This is a genomic window from Streptomyces daghestanicus (assembly GCF_020521275.1).
GTDB lineage: Bacteria > Actinomycetota > Actinomycetes > Streptomycetales > Streptomycetaceae > Streptomyces > Streptomyces griseoviridis.
Window position 1 is genome coordinate 1,534,545 of record NZ_BNDX01000008.1, and the last position, 20,383, is coordinate 1,554,927.

A 20,383-nucleotide genomic window follows, 5' to 3' on the forward strand; every position below is an offset into this window, starting at 1 on the left:
CCACCCTTGTGACCACGCACAACAACGATGAGGCCGCTGCCTGGGCGGACGGGCCGATGCTGGCACTGGACGTGGAGACCACCGGCGTCGACCCGGAGACGGCCCGGATCGTGTCCGCCGCCGTGGCTGCAGTCGGCGGCGGCACTCCGCCCGAGACCACCACATGGCTGATCAACCCCGGTACCGAGATCCCTGCCGAGGCGACCGCCATCCACCGCATCACCACCGACCGCGTCCGTGCTGACGGCCGGGCGCCCGCCGAAGCACTGGCCGAGATCATCGCGGCACTGGCCGAACCGCTCTCGGCAGGCTTCCCGCTGGTGGTCTTCCGCGCGCCGTACGCGCTGACCGTGCTGGCCCGCGAGTGCGCCCGCCACGGCGTCGCGTTCGTGGACGGGGAGATAGCCCCGGTCATCGACCCCTCCGTCCTGGACAAGGCCATGGACCGCTACCGGCGCGGCCGGCGGACCTTGCCCGCCTTGTGCGAGCACTACCAGGTACGCCACGACGGCCCCAACGACGCCGAGCAGGACGCGTTAGCCGCCGCCCGGCTCGCCTGGCGCCTGCCCCGCGTCCACCCCCAGCTCGCCACCCTCCCGCTCGCCGAACTCCACGCCCGGGAGCGGGCGTGGGCGGCGGAACAGGCCGTCAGCCTGCGAGCCCACCTGCGCCGCACCGACCCCGGCGCCGTGGTCAGCACCGACTGGCCCCTGATCCCCTCCACGACACAGGAGTGAGGCCGGTGTTCGAGATCCGGATCATCTGCGACCCCGACGACACCGACGCGATCACCACCGCACTCGCCGGCGCCTTCACGGTGGGCACGCCCCGTGCCTACCCCACCCGCGACGGCATGCGCACCCGCCTGTACCTCACCGCCCGCATCCCCCGCACCCACGACAACGACGGTGACAACCCTGGCACGAACACGGCCGGCTCCAACCCCCAGTAACACCACGGGCGGCCCCCGTCTCGGCAAAGTCCGGGGCCGCCCGCGTCCAACCTGCCCTCTACAGACCTGTTGGAGGTCTCCTAGCATGACGCAACCCACCCCCTTCCGGCGAGTGCGCGGTGCCCGGCCGCGACTGCTGGACCTGTTCTGCTGCCAGGGCGGCGCGGCCAAGGGCTACGCCGATGCCGGGTTCGACGTGACCGGCGTCGACAAGGACCCGCAGCCCCGCTACCCGTTCCGGTTCGTCCAGGCCGACGCCATCGCGTTCGTCCTGGAGCACGGTGCCGCGTTCGACTTCATCCACGCCTCGCCGCCGTGCCAGCATGACACCGAATGCCAGCGCCTCCAGGGCAACCACCACCCCGACCTGATCGCCCCCACCCGCACCGCCCTGGAGACGACGGGGCGGCCGTGGGTGCTGGAGAACGTGGGCGGCGCGGTGCCCAAGCTGCTGGCTCCGGTGATGCTGTGCGGGCAGATGTTCGCCCTGGCCAACTACCGGCACCGCTTCTTTGAGACCGGCGGCGGCTTCCGGCTCGTGCAGCCCGGCCACCCTGCCCACCTGGTGCCGCAGGCGAAGATGGGCCGCCCCGTCCCACCGGGCCACTACGGGCAGTTCGTCGGCAACTTCTCCGGTGTGGCTCTGGCCCGGCGGGTGCTGGGGGTGCCGTGGATGAACCGCGACGGCATCCGCGAGTGCATCCCCCCGGCCTATACCCGCCACATCGGCGGCGCCGCGCTGGAGCTGCTGGCCGCCGGCCGGATGGGGGTGGCCGCGTGAGCGCGTGTGTGCTGCCCCTGCGCCGCCCCAACGGGCTGCGCCTGCTGGACCTGTGCTGCGGCGCGGGCGGGCTGTCGATGGGCTACTACCTCGCCGGCTTCGACATCGTCGGGGTGGACATCCGGCCGCAGCCGAACTACCCCTTCACCTTCGTCCAGGCGGACGGCCTGGAGTACTGCGCCCGGTACGGGCACGCCTTCGACCTGGTCCACGGGTCGTGGCCGTGCGAGCGGTACGCCACCGTCACCCGCTGGCGGGGCAATCCCGGTGACCACCCGGACCTGGTCGGGCCAGGGCGGGAGGTCATGGAGGCCACCGGCCGGCCGTGGGTGATGGAGAACGTCCCCGAGACCGCCGCCGCGGGCATCCTGCGCCCGGACTACCTGCTGTGCGGCACCCAGTTCGGCCTCAGTCTGCGCCGCCACCGCGTGTTCGAGACGTCGTGGGGCGGGGGCGGGGACCTGGTGGCGCCCTGCTGGCACCGGCCCGGCCTGCTCGCCTTCACCCACAAGGGCGAGCGTGCCTACGCCGACGCCATGGGCTGCACCTGGATGAGCAACCTCGAAGCCCGCAAAGCCGTCCCCCCGGCCTACGCCCAGTGGATCGCCGCCCAGTTCCTCGCCCAGGAAGGGAGGGCCGCCGCATGACCGCGACGCTCTATCCCCTGCACACTGCGCTGAGCCTCGCGGCGTCCGGTGTGCCGGTGCTGCCCCTGCGCCGGGGCAAGGTCCCCTTCGGCAACTGCCCCGCCTGCGCGGGCAATGCCTGCGGCGGCCGGCCGAACATGAAGACCCCCGGCCCCTGCGACTGCCCCGGCGTCTGCCACGGGTGGGCCGCCGCCACCACCTGGCCCCGCATCATCGTCTCGCCCCCGTGGCAGGCGGCATGGCGGCAGGCCGTCGCGGTCGCCTACCACCCCGGCGGCGCCGACCTCACCGTCGTCGACCTGGACGACGCGGACGCCATTGCCTGGGCACGCGCCACCCTGCCCGCCACCCGGACGGTGCCGACATCGCGCGGCGAGCACTGGATCTACCGGGGCGCCACCACCTCCCGCAACGCAGTCCGGCCCGGCGTCGACATCAAGTCGACCATGGCCTACGCCCGCTACCTCGGCCCCGGCACCGGCCCCCTGGCCGACCTCCCCGACACCGTCCACGCCCTGGCCGCGAAGGCGCCCGCCCCGGCCCGCCCGGTGCCGGGCACCGTCACCGCGGCTGCCCCTGGCGGGGGCGGGCAGTGCCCGCACCGCACGCCCGTCTTCCTGGAACGCGGCATCGCCATGGCCGAGCAGCAGATCACCGCCGCCCGCAGCGCGGTCCACGCCACGGTGTACCGGACGTTCCTGGCGGTGCTGGCCCGGCACGGCCGGTGCGGCTGCCTCACCGACACCCACATCAGCCGGCTGTTCACCGCCGCGCAGACCAAGGGCGAGACCCTGCGGCACTGCACGGACGCGTGGACCAACGCCCGCACCACGCTGGGGATGTGAACCGTGGCCGACGACGACAAGAACCCCGCCCGCGAGATCATCACCGGCTACGCCCAGTCCCACTTCCGGTACTTCCGCACCGCAGACGGCACCGTCTACGCCCAGCGCAACGGCCACCCCGTGGCACGCCCCATCCGCTCCCAGGGAACCACCGGCAGCCACCGCCAAGAACTCATGGTCGGACTGTTCAAGGACGGGGTGGGCGTGTTCAACGGCACCGCCATGAAAGAGGCCCTGGACCTGATCGAGGCACTCGCGCTGACCGAGGACGTCCAGCCGGTGCACATCCGCGTCGCCCCCGGCTACGACGGGGCGACCTGGCTGGACCTCGGCCGCAGTGACGGCCTGTCGGTGCGCATCCACCCCACCGGATGGGACATCCAGACCCCGGACCCGCGTGAGGTCTGCTGGCGCCGCACACAGCTCACCGGGGAACTGCCCCTGCCGGTCAAGGACACCAACGGCAAGGGCATCGACCTCCTGATGCGCCTGTGCAACTTCGCCACCGCCGAGACCGAATGCCTCGCCATCGCCTGGCTGATCGGCTGCCTCGGCCCGTCCGTGCCCGTCCCGGCACCGTTCCTCACCGGCCCGCAGGGAGCGGGCAAGTCGACCGGCGGGCGGATGCTCGTACGGATCATCGAAGGCATGAGCGGAGACCTACGCCGCGCACCGAAGGACGAAGAGAACCTCATCGCCGCCGTCGCGGCCGGGTGGGTCACCGCGCTGGACAACCTCTCCCACATGACCCCGGACCTCTCCGACGCCATGTGCTGCATCGTCACCGGCGCCGAGAACGTCAAGCGCGCCCTGTTCACGGACGGAGACGTGTTCCGCGTCGGCTACCGCCGCCCCCTGCTGCTGACCGGCATCGACGTCGGGGTGATCCGGCCCGACCTCGCAGAGCGGCTCCTGCCCCTGCGGCTGGAACGCCCCCAGGTGCGGCGCACCGAAGCGGAACTGTGGTCCGACTTCGCGGAGGTGCTCCCCGTCATCCTCGGCTCGCTCCTGGACCTCACGGTGCAGGTGCGGGCGGCGGAGGCGGACATCCCCACCGACCTGCGCATGGCCGACTTCGCCCACCTGTGCGCCCAGCTCGACGCCGCCACCGGCCTAGGGGCACTGGCCGCCTACCGGGCCAGCCTGGACGACCTCAACGACGATGTCATTGAGGGCGACCTCCTCGCGCAGACGGTCCTGAAGCACGCCGCCGGCATTGAACCGGGAGCCGAGGAGCGGATGACGTCCGCCGAGTGGCTGCACTGCCTCACGGGCCTCTACACGGGCGAGGACTGCCGTCCCCTGCCTAAAGGGTGGCCGACCACCGGCAAAGTGCTCTCGGACCGCCTCAAACGCCTTCAGCCGACCCTCGCGGCCCGAGGCGTCCTCATCGACTGGGGACGCAGCAACGCAGCCCGCTACATCGAGATTGCGCGGCCCGCCGCACCGCCCCCGCCCGAGCAGGAAGCGGCCTTCTGACCGCACGGCACCGCACCGGCCGGACAAGCAAGAGGAGCACCCGGCCGCGCGTGCTCCTCTTGCTGTTCGGCGGCAGCGCCGCCCTGCGATGGACGCGCCGCGAAGCGGCTCCCTCTTCACGCCCTGAGCCGCGCACCACAACAGACACCACCCCCTCCTTTGTCCGAAGTAGGAAAACCTGCGTCACCTGCGTCACCCGCCGCCCGCAAACGGCACGTGACCAGCCGCAACGGCGGTGACGCAGACGGCCGAATCCTGCGTCACCCCGCGTCACCTGCGTCACCCGATGACGAAGGGCCTGCGTCACCGGGTGACGCACCCCCGTATCGCTGCGTCACCACAAAGCCGCAGGTCAAAGCCGCGAGTGACGCAGATGACGCAGGTGACGCAGAAATCCGCACCTCGGACACAGCCGCACCCTGAAATGCCCAGGTATGGAGACCCCAGCATGACCACGCCCACCCGGCGCCGCCGCACCCCGAAAGACGAGTTGATCCCCCTGCCGGAAGTTCTGGAAGAACTCGGCATCAGCCGCCCGACTTGGTACCGCTGGCGCGACCGTGGCCTCACCCCCGAGGCACGCCGCACGCCGTCCGGCCGCATCTGCGTACGCCGCAGCGTCCTGGACGCCTTCAAGGACGAGTTGGAGGCCGCGTGACCGAGTGGAGCTACACAGTCAAGTTCTGGGCCATCCGAAAGCGCAGCTACCGGAAGCCGTACCAACTGCGCTGGATGGTGGGCACCCGCGAACACGCGGAGTCGTTCCTCACCCAGGGCTTGGCCGACAGCCGCCGGTCAGAACTCATGACGGCAGCTCGGAAGGGAGAACCATTCGACATCGAGAGCGGCCTCCCGAAGTCCATGGTCGACCAGAAGCGTGACATCTCCTGGTACGAGCACGCGCGCAACTACATCGCGATGAAGTGGGACGACTCCCCCGGCAACACCCGGCGGACGTTGGCCGAAGCCATGGCGACCGTGACGCCGGCGTTCGTGAAGGACACCAAGGGCATGCCCGACGCCCGGACCGTACGGAGCGCCCTCTACGGGTGGGCGTTCAACAAGAACCGGTGGGAGGAAGAGCCGCCGGCCGAGGTGGCACAAGTACTGGCCTGGTTCAAGCGGAAGTCGCTGCCCACATCGGCCCTCACGGACCGGCTCTTGGTGAAGGCCGCGCTCCGTGCCCTATCCAAGCGGCTGGACGGGAAGACGGCGGCCCCGGGGACGATCAGCCGCAAGCGCGCGATCTTCTACAACTCCCTTGAGTTCGCGGTCGATGCCGAGTTGCTGACGGACAACCCGTTGGACCGCGTCAAGTGGAAGGCGCCCGAGCAGGTCACGGAAGAAGTGGACCCGGCATGCGTCCCGAATCCGGCGCAAGCCGCCAAGCTGCTGACCGCCGTGCGCGACCAGAGCAAGCGGGGGCGCCGGCTCACCGCGTTCTTCGGTTGCATGTACTACGCCGCCGCACGGCCGGCGGAAGTGATCGGCCTACGGGTCACGGACTGCGATCTCCCCCGGCGGGGGTGGGGCGTGCTCCGGCTCCATGAAACCCGCCCCCGATCCGGTACCGCATGGACGGACAGCGGTGAGGCGCACGAGAAACGGGGCCTGAAGCACCGGCCACGGAAGGCAGTGCGGCCCGTGCCGATTCCGCCGGAATTGGTCGCGCTGCTGCGGTGGCACCTCACCGCGTACGGCACGGCGCCGGACGGGCGTGTCTTCCAAACGCTCCGAGGTGGACTCGTGCAGGACACCGGATACGGGGAGGTGTGGGCTGAAGCGCGGTCGCGCGCGCTCACACCGGCCGAGTTCCACTCTGCGCTGGCCAAGCGGCCTTATGACCTTCGTCACGCCGCAGTGTCGACGTGGCTCAGTTCGGGCGTGGAGCCGCAGCTCGTGGCAGAGCGGGCCGGCCACAGTGTGGCGGTCCTGTTTCGCGTGTACGCCAAGTTCCTGAAGGACGGCGACGACGCGGCCAACGCCAAGATCTCCGCACGGCTGGGACGGAGCGTCTGACGCGGCGGAAATCCCGTCCGCGCTCCGTCCGCAGAGCCCGAGACGAGGCGTTCGAACGCGAGACAGGGTGAGACACCCCGCCCTCTGGGGCGACATACGGCAAGAGGCCCGTGACCTGCTGAGACAGCAGGTCACGGGCCTCTTGTTCCCGTGTGGCGGCGCCAGGATTCGAACCTGGGAAGGCTGAGCCGGCAGATTTACAGTCTGCTCCCTTTGGCCGCTCGGGCACACCGCCGGGGTTCGCTGCCCGTCGAACCGTCTTTCGGCGGTGCTCCGTGGCAACGACGTAAACAATACCCGATGCGCGGGGGTGCTTCGCCACCCGATTGATCTGCGCCGCAGGGGTGGCGGGTGGCTAGTCTGGTCCGGATGCGGTCCGGTCCGGGTCCCGGCCCGGCTTCCCCTGACACGCACCCGATACGCACCCCGATACAAGGAGCCACAGGACATGGCCGACTCCAGTTTCGACATCGTCTCGAAGGTCGAGCGGCAGGAGGTCGACAACGCCCTCAACCAGGCCGCCAAGGAGATCTCGCAGCGCTACGACTTCAAGAACGTGGGCGCCTCGATCTCGTGGTCCGGCGAGAAGATCCTGATGGAGGCGAACTCCGAGGAGCGGGTCAAGGCCATCCTCGACGTCTTCCAGTCCAAGCTGATCAAGCGCGGCATCTCGCTGAAGGCCCTGGACGCCGGTGAGCCGCAGCTCTCCGGCAAGGAGTACAAGATCTTCGCGTCGATCGAGGAGGGCATCTCCCAGGACAACGCGAAGAAGGTGGCGAAGATCATCCGGGACGAGGGTCCCAAGGGGGTGAAGGCCCAGGTGCAGGGGGACGAGCTCCGGGTCTCCTCCAAGAGCCGCGACGACCTGCAGACCGTGATCGCGCTGCTGAAGGGCAAGGACTTCGACTTCGCCCTGCAGTTCGTCAACTACCGGTGACCGGCGGGGGCACGGCGACGGCTCACGCCGTGCCCCGTCGCGTCGGCGGCGTCAGTCGCGCGAGTTGCCGAACAGCAGCCGGTAGAGGACCAGGAGGACGAACGAGCCGCCTATCGCCGCCGCCCAGGTGGCACCGTCGTAGAAGTCCTTGGTGATCGGGTGGTCGAGCCAGCGGGCGGAGATCCAGCCGCCGACGAAGGCGCCGGCGATGCCGATGAGGGTCGTGCCGATCAGGCCGCCCGGGTCGCGGCCCGGCAACAGGACCTTGGCGATGGCTCCGGCGAGCAGCCCCAGGATGATCCAGCTGAGTACGGTCATGTCCCGAACCTGCCCTCTCTCGCTGTGCTCGCGCTACCACCGACCTGTGTGAACGCTCCTCTTGGGGAGAAAGACGCCGAGGTGGGCGCGGTGGTTGCGTGGTCCGGCGGGATGCGGGGCGGAGGACCCGCGGGTTCGCGGGCGCGACGCCGTGCCGGGGACCGTGTGGTCAGCGGGCCGTGAACGGCTGGTCGGTGCGGACGATGTCGCGGCCGAGCGGGAGCAGGGAGACCGGGATCAGCTTGAAGTTGGCGATGCCGAGCGGGATGCCGATGACCGTCACGCACAGCGCGATGCCGGTGACGATGTGGCCGAGGGCCAGCCACCAGCCCGCGAGGACCAGCCACAGGACGTTGCCGACGCAGGAGGGCGCGCCCGCGTCCCGGCGCTCGACCGTGGTGTACCCGAAGGGCCACAGGGCGTAGACGCCGACGCGGAACGCCGCGATGCCGAACGGGATGCCGATGACCGTGACACAGAGGAGCGCGCCGGCGGCGAGGTAGGCGAGGAACAGCCAGAAGCCGCTCAGGACGAGCCAGACGAGGTTGAGAAGCGTCTTCACTGCCCGGGACCTGCCATTCTCTCGAGTCGGGCGATGCGTTCCGCCATCGGCGGGTGCGTGGAGAACATCTTCGAGAGGCCCTGGCCCGGCCGGAAGGGGTTGGCGATCATCATGTGACTGGCCGTCTCGATGCGGGGTTCCGGGGGCAGCGGAAGCTGCTTGGCGCCCGTCTCCAGCTTGCGCAGGGCACTGGCGAGGGCGAGCGGGTCCCCGGTGAGCTGCGCGCCGGAGGCGTCGGCCTCGTACTCGCGGGAGCGGCTGATGGCGAGCTGGATCAGGCCGGCGGCGAGCGGGCCGAGCAGCATGATCAGGAGCATGCCGAAGAGGCCGGGGCCGTCGTCGTCGTCGGAGCGGCCGACGGGGATCAGCCAGGCGAAGTTGACCAGGAACATGATCACGGAGGCGAGGGCTCCGGCGACCGAGGAGATGAGGATGTCCCGGTTGTAGACATGGCTCAGTTCGTGGCCGATGACGCCGCGCAGCTCCCGCTCGTCGAGCAGGCGGAGGATGCCGTCGGTGCAGCACACCGCCGCATTGCGCGGATTACGGCCGGTCGCGAAGGCGTTGGGCGCTTCCGTCGGGGAGATGTACAGGCGGGGCATGGGCTGGCGGGCCTGGGTGGAGAGCTCGCGCACCATGCGGTACAGCCCCGGGGCCTCGAACTCGCTCACCGGCCGGGCGCGCATCGCGCGCAGGGCCAGCTTGTCGCTGTTCCAGTACGCGTACGCGTTCGTCCCCAGGGCGACGAGGACGGCGACGACGAGCCCGGCCCGGCCGAAGAAGCTGCCGATGAGGATGATGAGTGCGGACAGTCCCCCGAGGAGGACCGCGGTCCTGAGCCCGTTGTGCCGGCGGTGCACGGTACGCCCTCCAAGTGGTGCAGCAGGGGACCCTTTGCCTGAACCCTTTGCTTGCTGGTCTCGCTCGCTGTGGTCGCTTCCCGGTCTGTCGCTGCCACCGGTGTGCGGTGACACGTCCAGTGGACCCTTCCGTACTGGTCAACGCCAGGCGGCTGCCGCCAGTTCCCCGGCGCTCGCGGAGGCGGACGTGGGCCGTCCGGGGGGAGCGGGGCGGGGCAGGGGGCGGAGTGCCGGCACGCGCGCGCCGCCGGTTCCGCAGGGCGGGACGCGCGGGCCGGTGGTCGCGACCGGGGCCGTCAGAAGAGTCCGGTGCCGGCGAAGCGCAGGATCAGCTGGGGGGCTCCGGAGAGGGCGACGGCCAGGACCGCGGTGACCGCGAGGGCGGCGGTGAGCGGGGCCGGGGACCGGTGCTCGCGGGGCGCGCCCTCGGGGGCGCGGAACAGCAGGGCCGTCCACCGGAGGTAGTAGTACAGCGCGACGACGACGTTCACCGCCATGAGCACGGCGAGCCAGCCGAGGCCGGCGTCGACGGCCGCGGAGAAGACGGTGACCTTGGCGAACAGGCCGATGATGCCCGGCGGCAGCCCGGCGAGGCAGAGCAGGAAGAACGCCAGGAGAAGGGCGGCCAGGGGGTGGGACGCGTAGAGGCCGCGGTAGTCGGTCAGGCGGTTGCGGGACGCCGTACGGCCCACGAGGGCGGCGACCGCGAAGGCGCCCAGGTTCACGGCGCCGTACATCAGCGCGTAGGCGACGGTGGAGCCGATCGACCGCTCGGCGTCGCCGGAGTACGCGGCGGCGGCGATCGGCACCAGGAGGTAGCCGGCCTGTCCGATGGACGACCAGGCGAGCAGGCGCACCGCGCTGTACGCGCGCGTGCCGCGCTGCCGCAGGGCGCCGGCGTTGCCGACGGTCATGGTGAGCGCGGCCAGCCCGGCCAGCGCCGGGCCCCAGACGTCGGCGTACGACGGGAGGGCGACGACGGTGACCAGGACGAGGCCCGTGAGACCGACCGCCTTGCCCACGACGGACAGGTAGGCGGCGATGGGCAGGGGCGCGCCCACGTAGGTGTCGGGCACCCAGAAGTGGAAGGGGACGGCGGCCGTCTTGAAGGCGAAGCCGACCAGGGTGAGGACGACGCCGGTGTCGGCGAGGGTGGTGAGCTGGCCGTCGACGTCCTGCACCCGCCGGGCGATCTCGGTGAGGTGGAGGGTGCCGGTGGAGGCGTAGACGAAGCTGACGCCCATGAGGCTGACCGCGGTCGCGGTGACCGAGGAGAAAAAGAACTTCAGGGCCGCTTCGGAGGAGCGCCGGTCGCCGTGGCGCAGGCCCACCAGGGCGAAGGCGGGCAGGGAGGCGACCTCCAGGGCGACGATCAGGGTCGCGAGGTCCCGGGAGGCGGGCAGGAGGGCGGCGCCGGCGGCCGAGGAGAGCAGCAGGAACCAGAACTCGCCCTCGGGCAGCCCCCGGCCCGCGTCCTTCAGGGTGGTGACCGAGAGCAGCGCGGCCACCAGCGCGCCGCCGAGCACCAGGAGCTGGACGGCGAGGGTGAACGGGTCGGCGACGTAGCTGCACGCCCGCGTGCCGTCGTTCAGGCAGAAGGTGGCGCGGTCACCGTCCAGGAGGGGCAGCAGCAGGAGCAGCGCGGCGGCGAGACCGGCGACCGACACCCAGCCCAGCAGGGCCTTGCGGTGCTCGGCGACGAAGAGGTCGGCGACGAGGACGGCGAGTCCGACGACCGCCACGAGGGTGGGCGGGGCGACGGCGAGCCAGTCGACGGACTGGACGAGGTTCTGGGCGAGCTGCTGGGCCGGGGCGCTCATCGGGTGCCTCCTGAGAGGAGCTGCTGCACGGCCGGGTCGGTCAGGCCGAGGAGGGCCTTGGGCCACAGCCCGGCGACGACGGTGAGGACGACGAGCGGGGTCCAGGCCGCGAACTCGTGGCGGCGGACGTCGGGCAGGCGCGGACGGTCCTGCGGGGCGGCGCCCATGCAGACCCGGCGGACCACGAGGAGCAGGTACGCGGCGGTCAGCAGGGTTCCCGACGCGCCGATCGCCATGAAGGTGAGGAAGGCCGGGCGGCTCAGGCCGGCCGCGGGGTCGAACGCGCCGAACAGGGCGAGCATCTCGCCCCAGAACCCGGCCAGTCCCGGCAGGCCGAGGGAGGCGACGGCGGCGAAGGCGAGCAGGCCGCCGAGGCGGGGTGCCCGGCCGTAGAGCGCGGCACCGGTCTCCTCCGCGAGGGTGTCGAGGTCGGTGGAGCCGGTGCGGTCCTTGAGGGCGCCGACCAGGAAGAAGAGCAGGCCGGTGATGAGGCCGTGGGCGACGTTGGCGAACAGGGCGCCGTTGACGCCGGTCGGGGTCATGGTGGCGACGCCGAGCAGGACGAAGCCCATGTGGCCGACGGAGGAGTAGGCGATGAGGCGTTTCAGGTCGCCCTTGGCGCCGCGGCGGGCCAGGGACAGACAGGCCAGGGAGCCGTAGATGATCCCGACGACGGCGAGGGCGGCGAGGTACGGCGCGAAGGTGCGGAAGCCGTCGGGGGCGACCGGCAGGACGATCCGGACGAATCCGTACGTGCCCATCTTGAGCAGGACGCCGGCCAGCAGGACCGAGCCGACGGTGGGCGCGGCGGTGTGGGCGTCCGGCAGCCAGCTGTGCAGCGGCCACATCGGGGTCTTGACCGCGAGCCCGATCCCGATCGCCAATACGGCGATGACCTGCACGGATGTGGTCAGCGACCGGCCGTTGTCAGTGGCGAGTGCCACCATGTCGAATGTGCCCGCCGTGATTCCGATCAGGAGCAGGCCGAGCAGCATGACCACGGAGCCGAGGAGCGTGTACAGGATGAATTTCCAGGCGGCCTCGGCCCTGCCCTCGCCGCCCCAGCGGGCGATGAGGAAGTACATCGGGACGAGGACCGTCTCGAAGGCGAGGAAGAACAGCAGCAGGTCGAGGACGGCGAAGCTGGCGAGCGTGCCGGACTCCAGGACGAGCAGCAGCGCGACGAATGCCTTCGGGGTGGGTCCGGAAGGCGTCCTGAAGTAGGAGTGGAGCGCGCAGAGGAAGGTCAGCAGCGCGGTCAGCACCAGGAGGGGGAGGGAGATGCCGTCGATGCCGAGGTGGATGCGCACGTCGAGCGCGGGGATCCAGCTGATGTCGGTCGTGGCCTGCATCTTCGACGGGTGGCCGTGGTCGAAGCCGAGCGCGAGGACGATCGCGGCGATGAGGACGGCACCGGTGACGGTGACGCCGTGCCGCAGCACGGCCTGCTCGGGTGACTTCCCCTTCAGCCCCGGCGGGGCGGGCAGGAGAGCGGCGACGGCACCGAGCAGCGGGCCGACGACGATCAACGCCAGAAGGAACTGCATCACGGACTCGTTGATATCGATCACGCCTGCTCACGCTCCCGTGGCGACAAGGACGGCGGCGACCGCGAGGACGACGGTCCCGGCGAGCAGCGCGCTCACATAGGTCTGCACATTGCCCGTCTGGGCCCGGCGTACGGCGGCTCCCAGCACCCGGGGCAGGGCGCCCGCCCCGCGCACGTAGGCGTCGACGACCTCGCGGTCCAGGAACCGGACGAGGCTGGCGCCGGCCAGGACCGGGCGGACGAGGAGTGCCGCGTACACGGCGTCCAGGTGGAAGCCGGCGGCGGCGTGCCGGTGCAGCGGGCCGAGCAGCAGCCGGCCGGGGTCGGCCGGGTCCGGCGCCCGGGCGATGTCGCCGTAGGCGGGCGCGTGGCTGGCGATGGCCTCGGCCTCCACGGCACCGGCGTCGCCCTCGGGGTGGGCGGCGACCGCGCCCAGCGGGACCCGGGCGGTGAGCGCCGTGGTGTGCCGCCAGGCGCCGTAGGTGACGATGCCGCCGACCAGGGCCACGCCCGTGCCGAGCACGGAGGTGGTGAGCGTCGGGGTGAGGTCACGGCCGTCGAACCAGTCGGGGAGCAGGCGGAACGCGAGCCCGCCGAAGGCCAGGGACGGGATCGCCAGCACCCACAGCACGGCGTTCATGGTGACCGGCTGCCTGCCGTGGCCGGGGGCCTCGGTGCCGCGGCCGCGGAAGGCCAGCAGCCACAGCCGCGTCGCGTAGGCGGCGGTGAGCAGGGCGGTGAGCAGACCGGCGGCGAGCACGGTCCAGCCGGCGGCGGCCGGGGCGTGCTCGGTGTGGCCGCCGGTGACGTGTTCGGCGGCGGCGAGGACGGACTCCTTGGAGAAGAAGCCGCTGAAGGGAGGGATCGCGGCGAGGGCGAGGAGCGCCACGGTCATCGTCCAGTAGGCGTCCGGGACGCGGTCGCGCAGGCCCCGCGTCCGGGACATGGCGGCGAGCGAGTTGGTGCCGGCGGCGTGGATGAGCACGCCGGCGGCGAGGAACAGCAGGGCCTTGAAGGCGCCGTGGGACAGGAGGTGGAAGACGGCGGCTCCGCGGTCGGCGACGGCGAGGGCGCCGGTGAGGTAGCCGAGCTGGCCGATCGTGGAGTAGGCGAGGACGCGTTTGATGTCGTCCTGGGCGAGCGCGGCGAGGGCCGAGCCGGTCATCGTGACCGCGGCCATGACGGCCAGGACGAGCATCGCGGCGTCGGACGCCTCGAAGACCGGGAGGAGCCGGGCGGTGAAGTAGACGCCCGCGGCGACCATCGTCGCGGCGTGGATCAGCGCGGAGACGGGGGTCGGGCCGGCCATCGCGTCGGGGAGCCAGGTGTGCAGCGGGAACTGCGCCGACTTGCCCGCGACACCGGCCAGGAGCAGCAGGGCGATCACGGTCGGGTGGTCCAGGCCGCCGTCGCTCGCGACCGCGCCGAGGATCTTGGTGATCCGGAAGGAACCGGCGTCGCCGGCCAGGGCGAACAGGCCGATCAGGAAGGGGACGTCACCGAGCTTGGTCACCAGGAACGCCTTGAGGGAGGCGGCGCGGGCCTGAGGGGTCTCCCAGTAGTGGCCGACCAGGAAGTAGGAGCAGATGCCCATGATCTCCCAGCCGACCAGCAGCACCATCAGGTCGCCGGAGTAGACGACGAGGAGCATGGCGGAGGTGAAGAGGGAGACGAGCGCGGCGTACGAGGGGTAGCGCGGGTCGTCGCGGAGGTAGCCCGTCGAGTAGATCTGCACGCAGGTGGCGACCAGGCCGACCAGGACGGCGACGAGGGCGGCGAAGCCGTCGATGTGCAGGGCCAGCTCGATGGGGACCGAGCCGGTGGGCGTCAGCTCGGTGGCGGCGTCGACGGCCCGGCCGCCGCCCTGCCGTGCGGCGACGAGCACGGCGAGGACGAAGGCGGCGAGGGTCGGCAGGACGGCCAGCGGGCGGACGAACGCGGCCGCGGTACGGCCCGTGAGGAGACCGGCGACGGCGCCCAGGAAGGGAAGGAGGGGGACGAGGACGGCGAGGGTGGTCGTGGTCACGCGGTGGCCTCAGCCTTCTCGGCGGCCGTCCCGGGCGCGGAGGTCTCGGGGTCGGGTTCGTCGGGGTCGCGGCCCTCGGCGGTGTCGCGGAGCCGGTCGATGTCCGCGGTACCCCGGTTGCGGTGGACGGCGAGGACGATCGCCAGGCCGATGCCGATCTCGGCAGCGGCGATGGCGATGGTGAACAGGGTCAGGGCCTGCCCGGAGTGCAGGGTCTCCTCGGCGGTCCTGCTGAGCCAGACGTCGAAGGCGACCAGGTTGAGGTTGACGGCGTTGAGCATCAGCTCGACCGACATCAGGACGAGGATCGCGTTGCGGCGGGCGAGGACGCCGTACAGGCCCGTGCAGAAGAGGAGGGCGGAGAGGACGGCGGGATAGGCGAGATGCATCAGCGGACACCGCCGTGGTCGGGGCGCTGGTCGGTGGTGGGGTGGTCGGCGGTTCGGCCGGTGGCGGACCGGTCCGCGCTCTGGGCGGGGTTTCCGTCTGCGGCACGCCCGTCGGCACCCTGATCGACGCGTCCGTCTGCGGCACGCCCGTCGGCGCCCCGGTCGGCGCGTCCATCTGCGGCAGGGCGGGCAGCGCGTCCGTCTGCGGCAGGGCGGGCAGCGCTCCGGTCGGCGTGTCCGTCGGCGGCACGCCCATCCGCGCCCCGGTCGGCGCGTCCACCTGCGGCACGCCCATCCGCGCCCTGATCGGCGCGTCCGTCTGCGGCAGGGCGGGCAGCGCTCCGGTCGGCGCGTCCATCTGCGGCAGGGCGGGCAGCGCGTCCGTCTGCGGCAGGGCGGGCAGCGCTCCGGTCGGCGGGTCGGGCTGTGCCAGGCCGGTCGGTCCCCTGGTCGGTGCTTCGGGCGGCGTCCTGGCCGGGGTCGGTGCTTCGGCCGGGGTCCTGGCCGGGGTCGCTGCTTCGGGCGGCGTCCTGGCCGGGGGCGTGGTCTCGGTCGGCTGAGGGGCGGGCGGCGTCCTGGCCGGGGGTGGGCCGCGCGGGGGGCTGCCTGTCGGCCCGGGAGCGGCCGGAGGCCCGTCCGTCCGGGTGCTCCTCGTCGGCCTTGGCCTTGCGGGAGAGGACGATCGCGCCGACGAGGGCGGCGAGGAGGAGGACGGAGAGGGCCTCGAAGGGGAGGACCCAGTTCTGGAAGAGGCTCGCTCCGGTGACGGTGGTGGAACCGGCGGCCGGGCCGTCCAGGTCGATCCAGGTGGTGCGGAACGCGTCGGCGACCACCCAGACGAGGGCCGCCGCGGCGGCGACGGCCACGACGAGGGCCGCCCGGCGGTTGCCGGAGTCGGCGTCCGGGGAGCGGCCGATGGGGGCCCTGGTGAGCATCAGGCCGAACAGGAGGAGGACGACGACGGAGCCGACGTAGATGAGGACCTGCACCCAGGCGATGAACTCGGCGGTGAGCAGGAGGTACTCGACGGCGAGGCCGCCGAGGGCGACCACCAGCCAGAGGGCGGCGTGGACGAGTTGCCGGGTGGTCACGGTGACCAGCGCGGCGGCGAAGGTGACCAGGCCGACGAGGAGGAAGGCGATCTCGACGCCGGTCGGGGAGAGGAAGCCGTGGGTCGCGGCCGAGAGGGTCACGTGTCCCCCTCCTGCGGGTCGGCCTGGGCGGCCAGCTTCTCGGCGGTCCTGCGGGCGGCGGCCAGTTCCTTCGGTTCCTCCGCGCCGGGGTCGAGGGCGGGCGGGGCCGGGACGGTCCACATCCACTCGCGGAGCTTGTCGCGTTCGTGGGTGAGGTCGCGGATGTCGGTCTCGGCGTACTCGAACTCGGGTGACCAGAACAGGGCGTCGAAGGGACAGACCTCGATGCAGATACCGCAGTACATGCAGAGGGAGAAGTCGATGGCGAAGCGGTCCAGGACGTTGCGGCTGCGCTCGCGGCCGCCGGGGGCCGCCGGGGGGACCGTCTCCTTGTGGGAGTCGATGTAGATGCACCAGTCGGGGCACTCTCGGGCGCACAGCATGCAGACCGTGCAGTTCTCCTCGAACAGCCCGATGACGCCGCGGGTGCGGGGCGGGAGGTCGGGCTGGACGTCGGGGTACTGCTCGGTGACGGTCTTCTTCGTCATCGTGCGCAGGGTGACGGCCAGGCCCTTGGCGAGGCCCGAGCCGGGGATGGGGGCCATGGTTACTGGATCACCACCTTGACGATGCCGGTGAGGGCGATCTGGGCGAGGGCGAGGGGGACGAGGAGGGTCCAGGAGAGTTTCTGGAGCTGGTCCTCGCGGAGCCGGGGGTAGGTGACGCGGAGCCAGATCACGACGAAGGCGAGGACCGCGGTCTTCAGCAGGGTCCACACCCAGCCGAGACCGTCCGCGCCCCAGGGGCCGTGCCAGCCGCCCAGGAAGAGGACGGTGGTCAGGCCGCACAGGACGACGATCCCGGCGTACTCGGCGAGGAGGAAGAGCGCGAACCGCAGGCCCGTGTACTCGGTGTACGCGCCGAAGATGATCTCGGAGTCGGCGACGGGCATGTCGAAGGGCGGGCGCTGGAGTTCGGCGAGCCCCGCCACGAAGAAAACGAGCGCGCCGACGATCTGCCAGGGCAGCCACCACCACTCGAAGGCGTCGAGGATGCCGGTCAGCGACACCGTGCCGGCGGCCATGGCGACCGAGGCGGCGGCCAGCAGCATGGGGAGTTCGTAGGCGAGGAGCTGGGCGGCGGTGCGCAGGCCGCCGAGGAGGGAGAACTTGTTGGCGGAGGCCCAGCCGGCCATGAGGGAGCCGAGGACGCCGACGCCCATCACGGCGAGGACGAAGAAGACACCTGCGTCCACGGCCTGGCCGACCGCGCCCTCGCCGGGGCCGATGGGAACGGCGAGGAGGACGAGGAGGTACGGGAGGAGGGCGACGGCGGGGGCGAGCTGGAAGATACGGCGGTCAGCGCCCGCGGGGACGATGTCCTCCTTCTGCGCGAACTTCACGCCGTCCGCGACGAGCTGGGCCCAGCCGTGGAAGCCGCCGGCGTACATCGGGCCGAGGCGGCCCTGCATGTGGGCCATCACCTTGTGCTCGGTCTGGCCGACGATCAGCGGGAACGCGAGGAAGACGACGAAGACGGCGAGGAGGCGCAGGGTGACGTCGAGCGCGTCGTTCACTGCGGGCCTCCTGGGGGGTTCTGAGGGGCGGAATCCTCGCCGGGTTCGGGGGCGGGTTCCGGCTCGGAAACGGGCGCGGGCTCGGGCTCGGAAGCGGGCTCGGGCTCGGAAACGGGCGCGGGCTCGGAGACGGTGGGCTCGGAGACGGGCGCGGGCGTTTCGCCGTCCGCCCCGCGTCGCGCCTCCGCCGTGGGATCGCCGAAGGCCGGGCGGGCGTGATGCCACGGGGCGTCCGGGGAGCGGGGAGGGACGGGGGTGGTGGGGCCGGCCTGGGAGTCGTCGGTTCCGTGAGGGTCACTGCCGGGGGCCGTCGTCTCGCCGGGCGCCGGGGAGGCGCCACCCTGCGGCTCGACCCTCGACCGGGCCCTCGGCCCGACCCCCGTCTCGGCCTTCGCCTCGGCCTTCGATTCGTTCGATTCGGCCTTCGGTTCGGCCTTCGACCGGACCCTCGGCTCACCGTCGCCCGTGCGCGTCCGCTGGCTCGCGGAGCCCTCGGACGCCGAACGCGACCGCCGCACCGGCGCCGAAGACGCCCCCTCCGCCCCAGCCTGACTCGCCGACCCCTCCGACGCCGAACGCGACCGCCGCACCGGCGCCGAAGACGCCCCCTCCGCCCCAGCCTGACTCGCCGACCCCTCCGACGCCGAACGCGACCGCCGCACCGGCGCCGAAGACGCCCCCTCCGCCCCAGCCTGACTCGCCGACCCCTCCGATGCCGAACGGGTCCGGCGGACCGGACGCTCGCCCGGCGTGCCTGCCCGGCGCTCACCCGGGGTGCGTGCCGGGCGGTCGGCGCGGGTGGCGGCGCCGCGGGCCGGGGCGGCGGGGAGTTGGCCCTTGAGCGGGCCCCACTCGTTCGGGTCGGGGACGCCCGGCGGGAGCATCTGCCGGCGCCGGGGACCGGCGTGGCCACCCGCCGAGGACTCCCCCGGCTCCTTCGCGCCGGGCCACGCCTTGGCGACGCGGGCGGCGAGGACGAAGTCCTTGCGCAGCGGGTTGCCCTCGAAGTTCTCCGGGAGGAGCAGGTGGTCGAGTCCGGGGTGGCCCTCGAAGCGGACGCCGAACATCTCGTGCGTCTCGCGTTCGTGCCAGGCGGCCCCCGCGTAGACGTCCACCGCCGAGTCGAGCACCGCGGCCTCGTGCGGGACCGTCGTCCGCAGCAGCAGCCGGCGTACCGGGGACAGGGCGACGACGTGCGCCGCGACGCGGAAGCCGGTGCCCGGTTCGTCGACGGCGCTCAGCCAGTCGAAGTAGGTGCAGCCCAGCCGGTCGCGGGCGGTGCGCAGCGCGGCGGTCCAGGTGGCCGGGGGGACGTCCACGGTCAGGACGTCGTACGACTCCTCGGCGGTGGCGTCCGGCCCGAAGAGTTCCCCGGGGTCGGCGGGCAGCCAGCCGGCGCCGCTCACCGGTCCTCCTCCGCGCTGCCGGACGGCGCCGGGGGCGGCTGCACCAGGCCGCTCTGCAACGCGGCGGTGGACGGCCGGTCGCCCCCGCCGTACCGCTCCCCCAGCGACTCCCGCGCGATCTTCTCCTGGAGCTTGAGGATGCCCTGGAGCAGCGCCTCGGGACGCGGCGGGCACCCGGGGACGTACACGTCGACCGGGATGATCTGGTCGACGCCCTTGGTCACGGAGTAGGAGTCCCAGTAGGGGCCGCCGCAGTTGGAGCAGGCGCCGAAGGAGATGACGTACTTCGGTTCCGGCATCTGCTCGTAGAGCCGCTTGACCGCCGGGGCCATCTTGTCGGTGACCGTGCCGGAGACCACCATCAGGTCGGCCTGGCGGGGGCCCGGCGCGAACGGGATGACGCCGAGGCGGATGAAGTCGTGGCGGGCCATCGACGCGGCGATGAACTCGATCGCGCAGCAGGCGAGGCCGAAGTTGAAGACCCAGAGGGAGTAGCGGCGGCCCCAGTTGAGGACGACCTTCATCGGCTCCGGGGCGAGGCGGGAGAGCGCGCCCAGCCGTCGGGGCTCGGGCAGCGGCACCGGTTCGGCGGCGGGGGTCACGTCCATGCCAGGACGCCCTTCTTGTAGGCGTAGAGCAGGCCCACGGCGAGGAAGCCGAGGAAGACGAACATCTCCACGAGGGTCGTCGCGCCGTAGCCGGGGGCGGCGAAGACCGTGGCCCAGGGGAAGAGGAAGACCGAGTCGACCGCGAAGATCACGTACAGGAACGCGTAGACGTAGTAGCGGACCTGGGTGTGGGCCCAGCCCTCGCCGACGGGGTCGACGCCGCACTCGTAGGTGAGGAGTTTCTCGGGCGTGGGGACCACAGGGCGCAGCAGGCGGCCGGCGCCGAAGGCCACGGCCACGAAGAGAACGCCGACGACGGCGAGCAGTCCGACGACCGAGTAGGACCGGAAGTAGGACCCGGAGGCGGACTGCGCGGGGTCCGCCGCGACGACGGTCGAGTGCACCGCGGTCGAGATCGCGGTGACGATCGGTTCGGTCACGTCCGTCCCTCCACTCCCTGACGGCTGTTCGACGAT

At 72.1% G+C, this 20,383-nt stretch carries 21 protein-coding genes, 1 tRNA gene and 1 pseudogene; 9 read left to right on the forward strand and 14 right to left on the reverse strand.

The genetic code is table 11. From position 1 onward, the window contains the following. The first annotated feature begins 8 nt into the window (after window positions 1-8). From Sdagh_RS16425 to Sdagh_RS16460, 8 genes are all read left to right on the forward strand, one after another. On the forward strand, window positions 9-737 hold the full coding sequence (locus tag Sdagh_RS16425) for an exonuclease domain-containing protein (protein WP_226535190.1): 729 nt from the start codon (window positions 9-11) through the stop codon (window positions 735-737). 5 nt (window positions 738-742) lie between these two features. Next, complete coding sequence (locus tag Sdagh_RS16430) at window positions 743-952, forward strand: hypothetical protein (RefSeq protein WP_190076682.1); 210 nt, start codon at window positions 743-745, stop codon at window positions 950-952. An 85-nt stretch (window positions 953-1,037) separates the two neighbouring features. After that, on the forward strand, window positions 1,038-1,733 hold the full coding sequence (locus Sdagh_RS16435) for a class I SAM-dependent methyltransferase (protein WP_190076681.1): 696 nt from the start codon (window positions 1,038-1,040) through the stop codon (window positions 1,731-1,733). Continuing rightward, entirely contained in the window at window positions 1,730-2,380 is a 651-nt protein-coding gene (locus Sdagh_RS16440) for a DNA cytosine methyltransferase (protein WP_190076680.1), read from the forward strand. Before Sdagh_RS16435 ends, Sdagh_RS16440 begins: the two co-directional genes overlap by 4 nt. Beyond that, a complete protein-coding gene (locus Sdagh_RS16445) occupies window positions 2,377-3,225 on the forward strand; it encodes a bifunctional DNA primase/polymerase (RefSeq protein WP_190076679.1) in 849 nt (282 codons plus the stop codon). The genes Sdagh_RS16440 and Sdagh_RS16445 overlap by 4 nt, the downstream gene beginning before the upstream one ends. Before the next feature lie 3 nt (window positions 3,226-3,228). Continuing rightward, window positions 3,229-4,704 carry an AICE element replication initiation protein gene (locus Sdagh_RS16450; protein WP_190076678.1) on the forward strand — a complete coding sequence of 492 codons (1,476 nt, stop codon included), beginning with the start codon at window positions 3,229-3,231 and terminating at the stop codon, window positions 4,702-4,704. A gap of 448 nt (window positions 4,705-5,152) precedes the next feature. Then, window positions 5,153-5,362: a helix-turn-helix transcriptional regulator gene (locus tag Sdagh_RS16455; protein WP_030671993.1), complete on the forward strand. Its 210-nt coding sequence runs from the start codon at window positions 5,153-5,155 to the stop codon at window positions 5,360-5,362. Continuing rightward, window positions 5,359-6,723, forward strand: a complete 1,365-nt coding sequence (locus tag Sdagh_RS16460; protein ID WP_226535192.1) for a tyrosine-type recombinase/integrase — start codon at window positions 5,359-5,361, stop codon at window positions 6,721-6,723. The genes Sdagh_RS16455 and Sdagh_RS16460 overlap by 4 nt, the downstream gene beginning before the upstream one ends. 153 nt (window positions 6,724-6,876) lie before the next feature. Here the strand turns inward: Sdagh_RS16460 and Sdagh_RS16465 are convergent. Further along, a tRNA-Tyr gene (locus tag Sdagh_RS16465) sits at window positions 6,877-6,958 on the reverse strand. A 213-nt stretch (window positions 6,959-7,171) separates the two neighbouring features. Here Sdagh_RS16465 and Sdagh_RS16470 point away from each other — a divergent pair. After that, the gene (locus Sdagh_RS16470) at window positions 7,172-7,660 is read left to right on the forward strand and encodes a YajQ family cyclic di-GMP-binding protein (protein WP_189417980.1); all 489 of its coding nucleotides are present in this window, start codon (window positions 7,172-7,174) and stop codon (window positions 7,658-7,660) included. Window positions 7,661-7,711: 51 nt separating this feature from the next. Here Sdagh_RS16470 and Sdagh_RS16475 read toward each other — a convergent pair whose 3' ends face one another. The 13 genes and pseudogenes from Sdagh_RS16475 to Sdagh_RS16535 form a co-directional block, all read right to left on the reverse strand. Next, entirely contained in the window at window positions 7,712-7,978 is a 267-nt protein-coding gene (locus Sdagh_RS16475; RefSeq protein WP_189417982.1) for a GlsB/YeaQ/YmgE family stress response membrane protein, read from the reverse strand. 169 nt (window positions 7,979-8,147) lie between these two features. Continuing rightward, complete coding sequence (locus Sdagh_RS16480) at window positions 8,148-8,540, reverse strand: YccF domain-containing protein (RefSeq protein WP_189417984.1); 393 nt, start codon at window positions 8,538-8,540, stop codon at window positions 8,148-8,150. Further along, window positions 8,537-9,400 (reverse strand): zinc metalloprotease HtpX, encoded by an 864-nt coding sequence (gene htpX, locus Sdagh_RS16485; RefSeq protein ID WP_189417986.1) that lies wholly within the window; start codon window positions 9,398-9,400, stop codon window positions 8,537-8,539. The genes Sdagh_RS16480 and htpX overlap by 4 nt, the downstream gene beginning before the upstream one ends. A 296-nt stretch (window positions 9,401-9,696) precedes the next feature. Further along, entirely contained in the window at window positions 9,697-11,220 is a 1,524-nt protein-coding gene (locus tag Sdagh_RS16490) for an NADH-quinone oxidoreductase subunit N (RefSeq protein WP_190076677.1), read from the reverse strand. Next, on the reverse strand, window positions 11,217-12,791 hold the full coding sequence (locus Sdagh_RS16495) for an NADH-quinone oxidoreductase subunit M (protein ID WP_190008306.1): 1,575 nt from the start codon (window positions 12,789-12,791) through the stop codon (window positions 11,217-11,219). Before Sdagh_RS16495 ends, Sdagh_RS16490 begins: the two co-directional genes overlap by 4 nt. Window positions 12,792-12,797: 6 nt before the next feature. Then, window positions 12,798-14,795 carry an NADH-quinone oxidoreductase subunit 5 family protein gene (locus Sdagh_RS16500; RefSeq protein ID WP_190076676.1) on the reverse strand — a complete coding sequence of 666 codons (1,998 nt, stop codon included), beginning with the start codon at window positions 14,793-14,795 and terminating at the stop codon, window positions 12,798-12,800. Next, on the reverse strand, window positions 14,792-15,184 hold the full coding sequence (nuoK, locus tag Sdagh_RS16505) for an NADH-quinone oxidoreductase subunit NuoK (protein ID WP_189417995.1): 393 nt from the start codon (window positions 15,182-15,184) through the stop codon (window positions 14,792-14,794). The genes Sdagh_RS16500 and nuoK overlap by 4 nt, the downstream gene beginning before the upstream one ends. Before the next feature lie 649 nt (window positions 15,185-15,833). Beyond that, window positions 15,834-16,377: pseudogene (locus tag Sdagh_RS16510) on the reverse strand (NADH-quinone oxidoreductase subunit J family protein); the annotation flags it as partial. After that, window positions 16,374-16,922: a NuoI/complex I 23 kDa subunit family protein gene (locus Sdagh_RS16515; protein ID WP_189417997.1), complete on the reverse strand. Its 549-nt coding sequence runs from the start codon at window positions 16,920-16,922 to the stop codon at window positions 16,374-16,376. The pseudogene Sdagh_RS16510 and the gene Sdagh_RS16515, both read right to left, overlap by 4 nt. Window positions 16,923-16,924: 2 nt before the next feature. Further along, window positions 16,925-17,893, reverse strand: coding sequence for a complex I subunit 1/NuoH family protein (locus tag Sdagh_RS16520; RefSeq protein WP_189417999.1), 969 nt, complete (start codon window positions 17,891-17,893; stop codon window positions 16,925-16,927). After that, window positions 17,890-19,299, reverse strand: a complete 1,410-nt coding sequence (locus tag Sdagh_RS16525) for an NADH-quinone oxidoreductase subunit C (protein ID WP_226535194.1) — start codon at window positions 19,297-19,299, stop codon at window positions 17,890-17,892. Before Sdagh_RS16525 ends, Sdagh_RS16520 begins: the two co-directional genes overlap by 4 nt. Beyond that, window positions 19,296-19,907, reverse strand: a complete 612-nt coding sequence (locus Sdagh_RS16530; RefSeq protein ID WP_189418004.1) for an NADH-quinone oxidoreductase subunit B — start codon at window positions 19,905-19,907, stop codon at window positions 19,296-19,298. The genes Sdagh_RS16525 and Sdagh_RS16530 overlap by 4 nt, the downstream gene beginning before the upstream one ends. Continuing rightward, window positions 19,898-20,347: an NADH-quinone oxidoreductase subunit A gene (locus tag Sdagh_RS16535; RefSeq protein WP_370594912.1), complete on the reverse strand. Its 450-nt coding sequence runs from the start codon at window positions 20,345-20,347 to the stop codon at window positions 19,898-19,900. Before Sdagh_RS16535 ends, Sdagh_RS16530 begins: the two co-directional genes overlap by 10 nt. Window positions 20,348-20,383 lie beyond the last annotated feature (36 nt).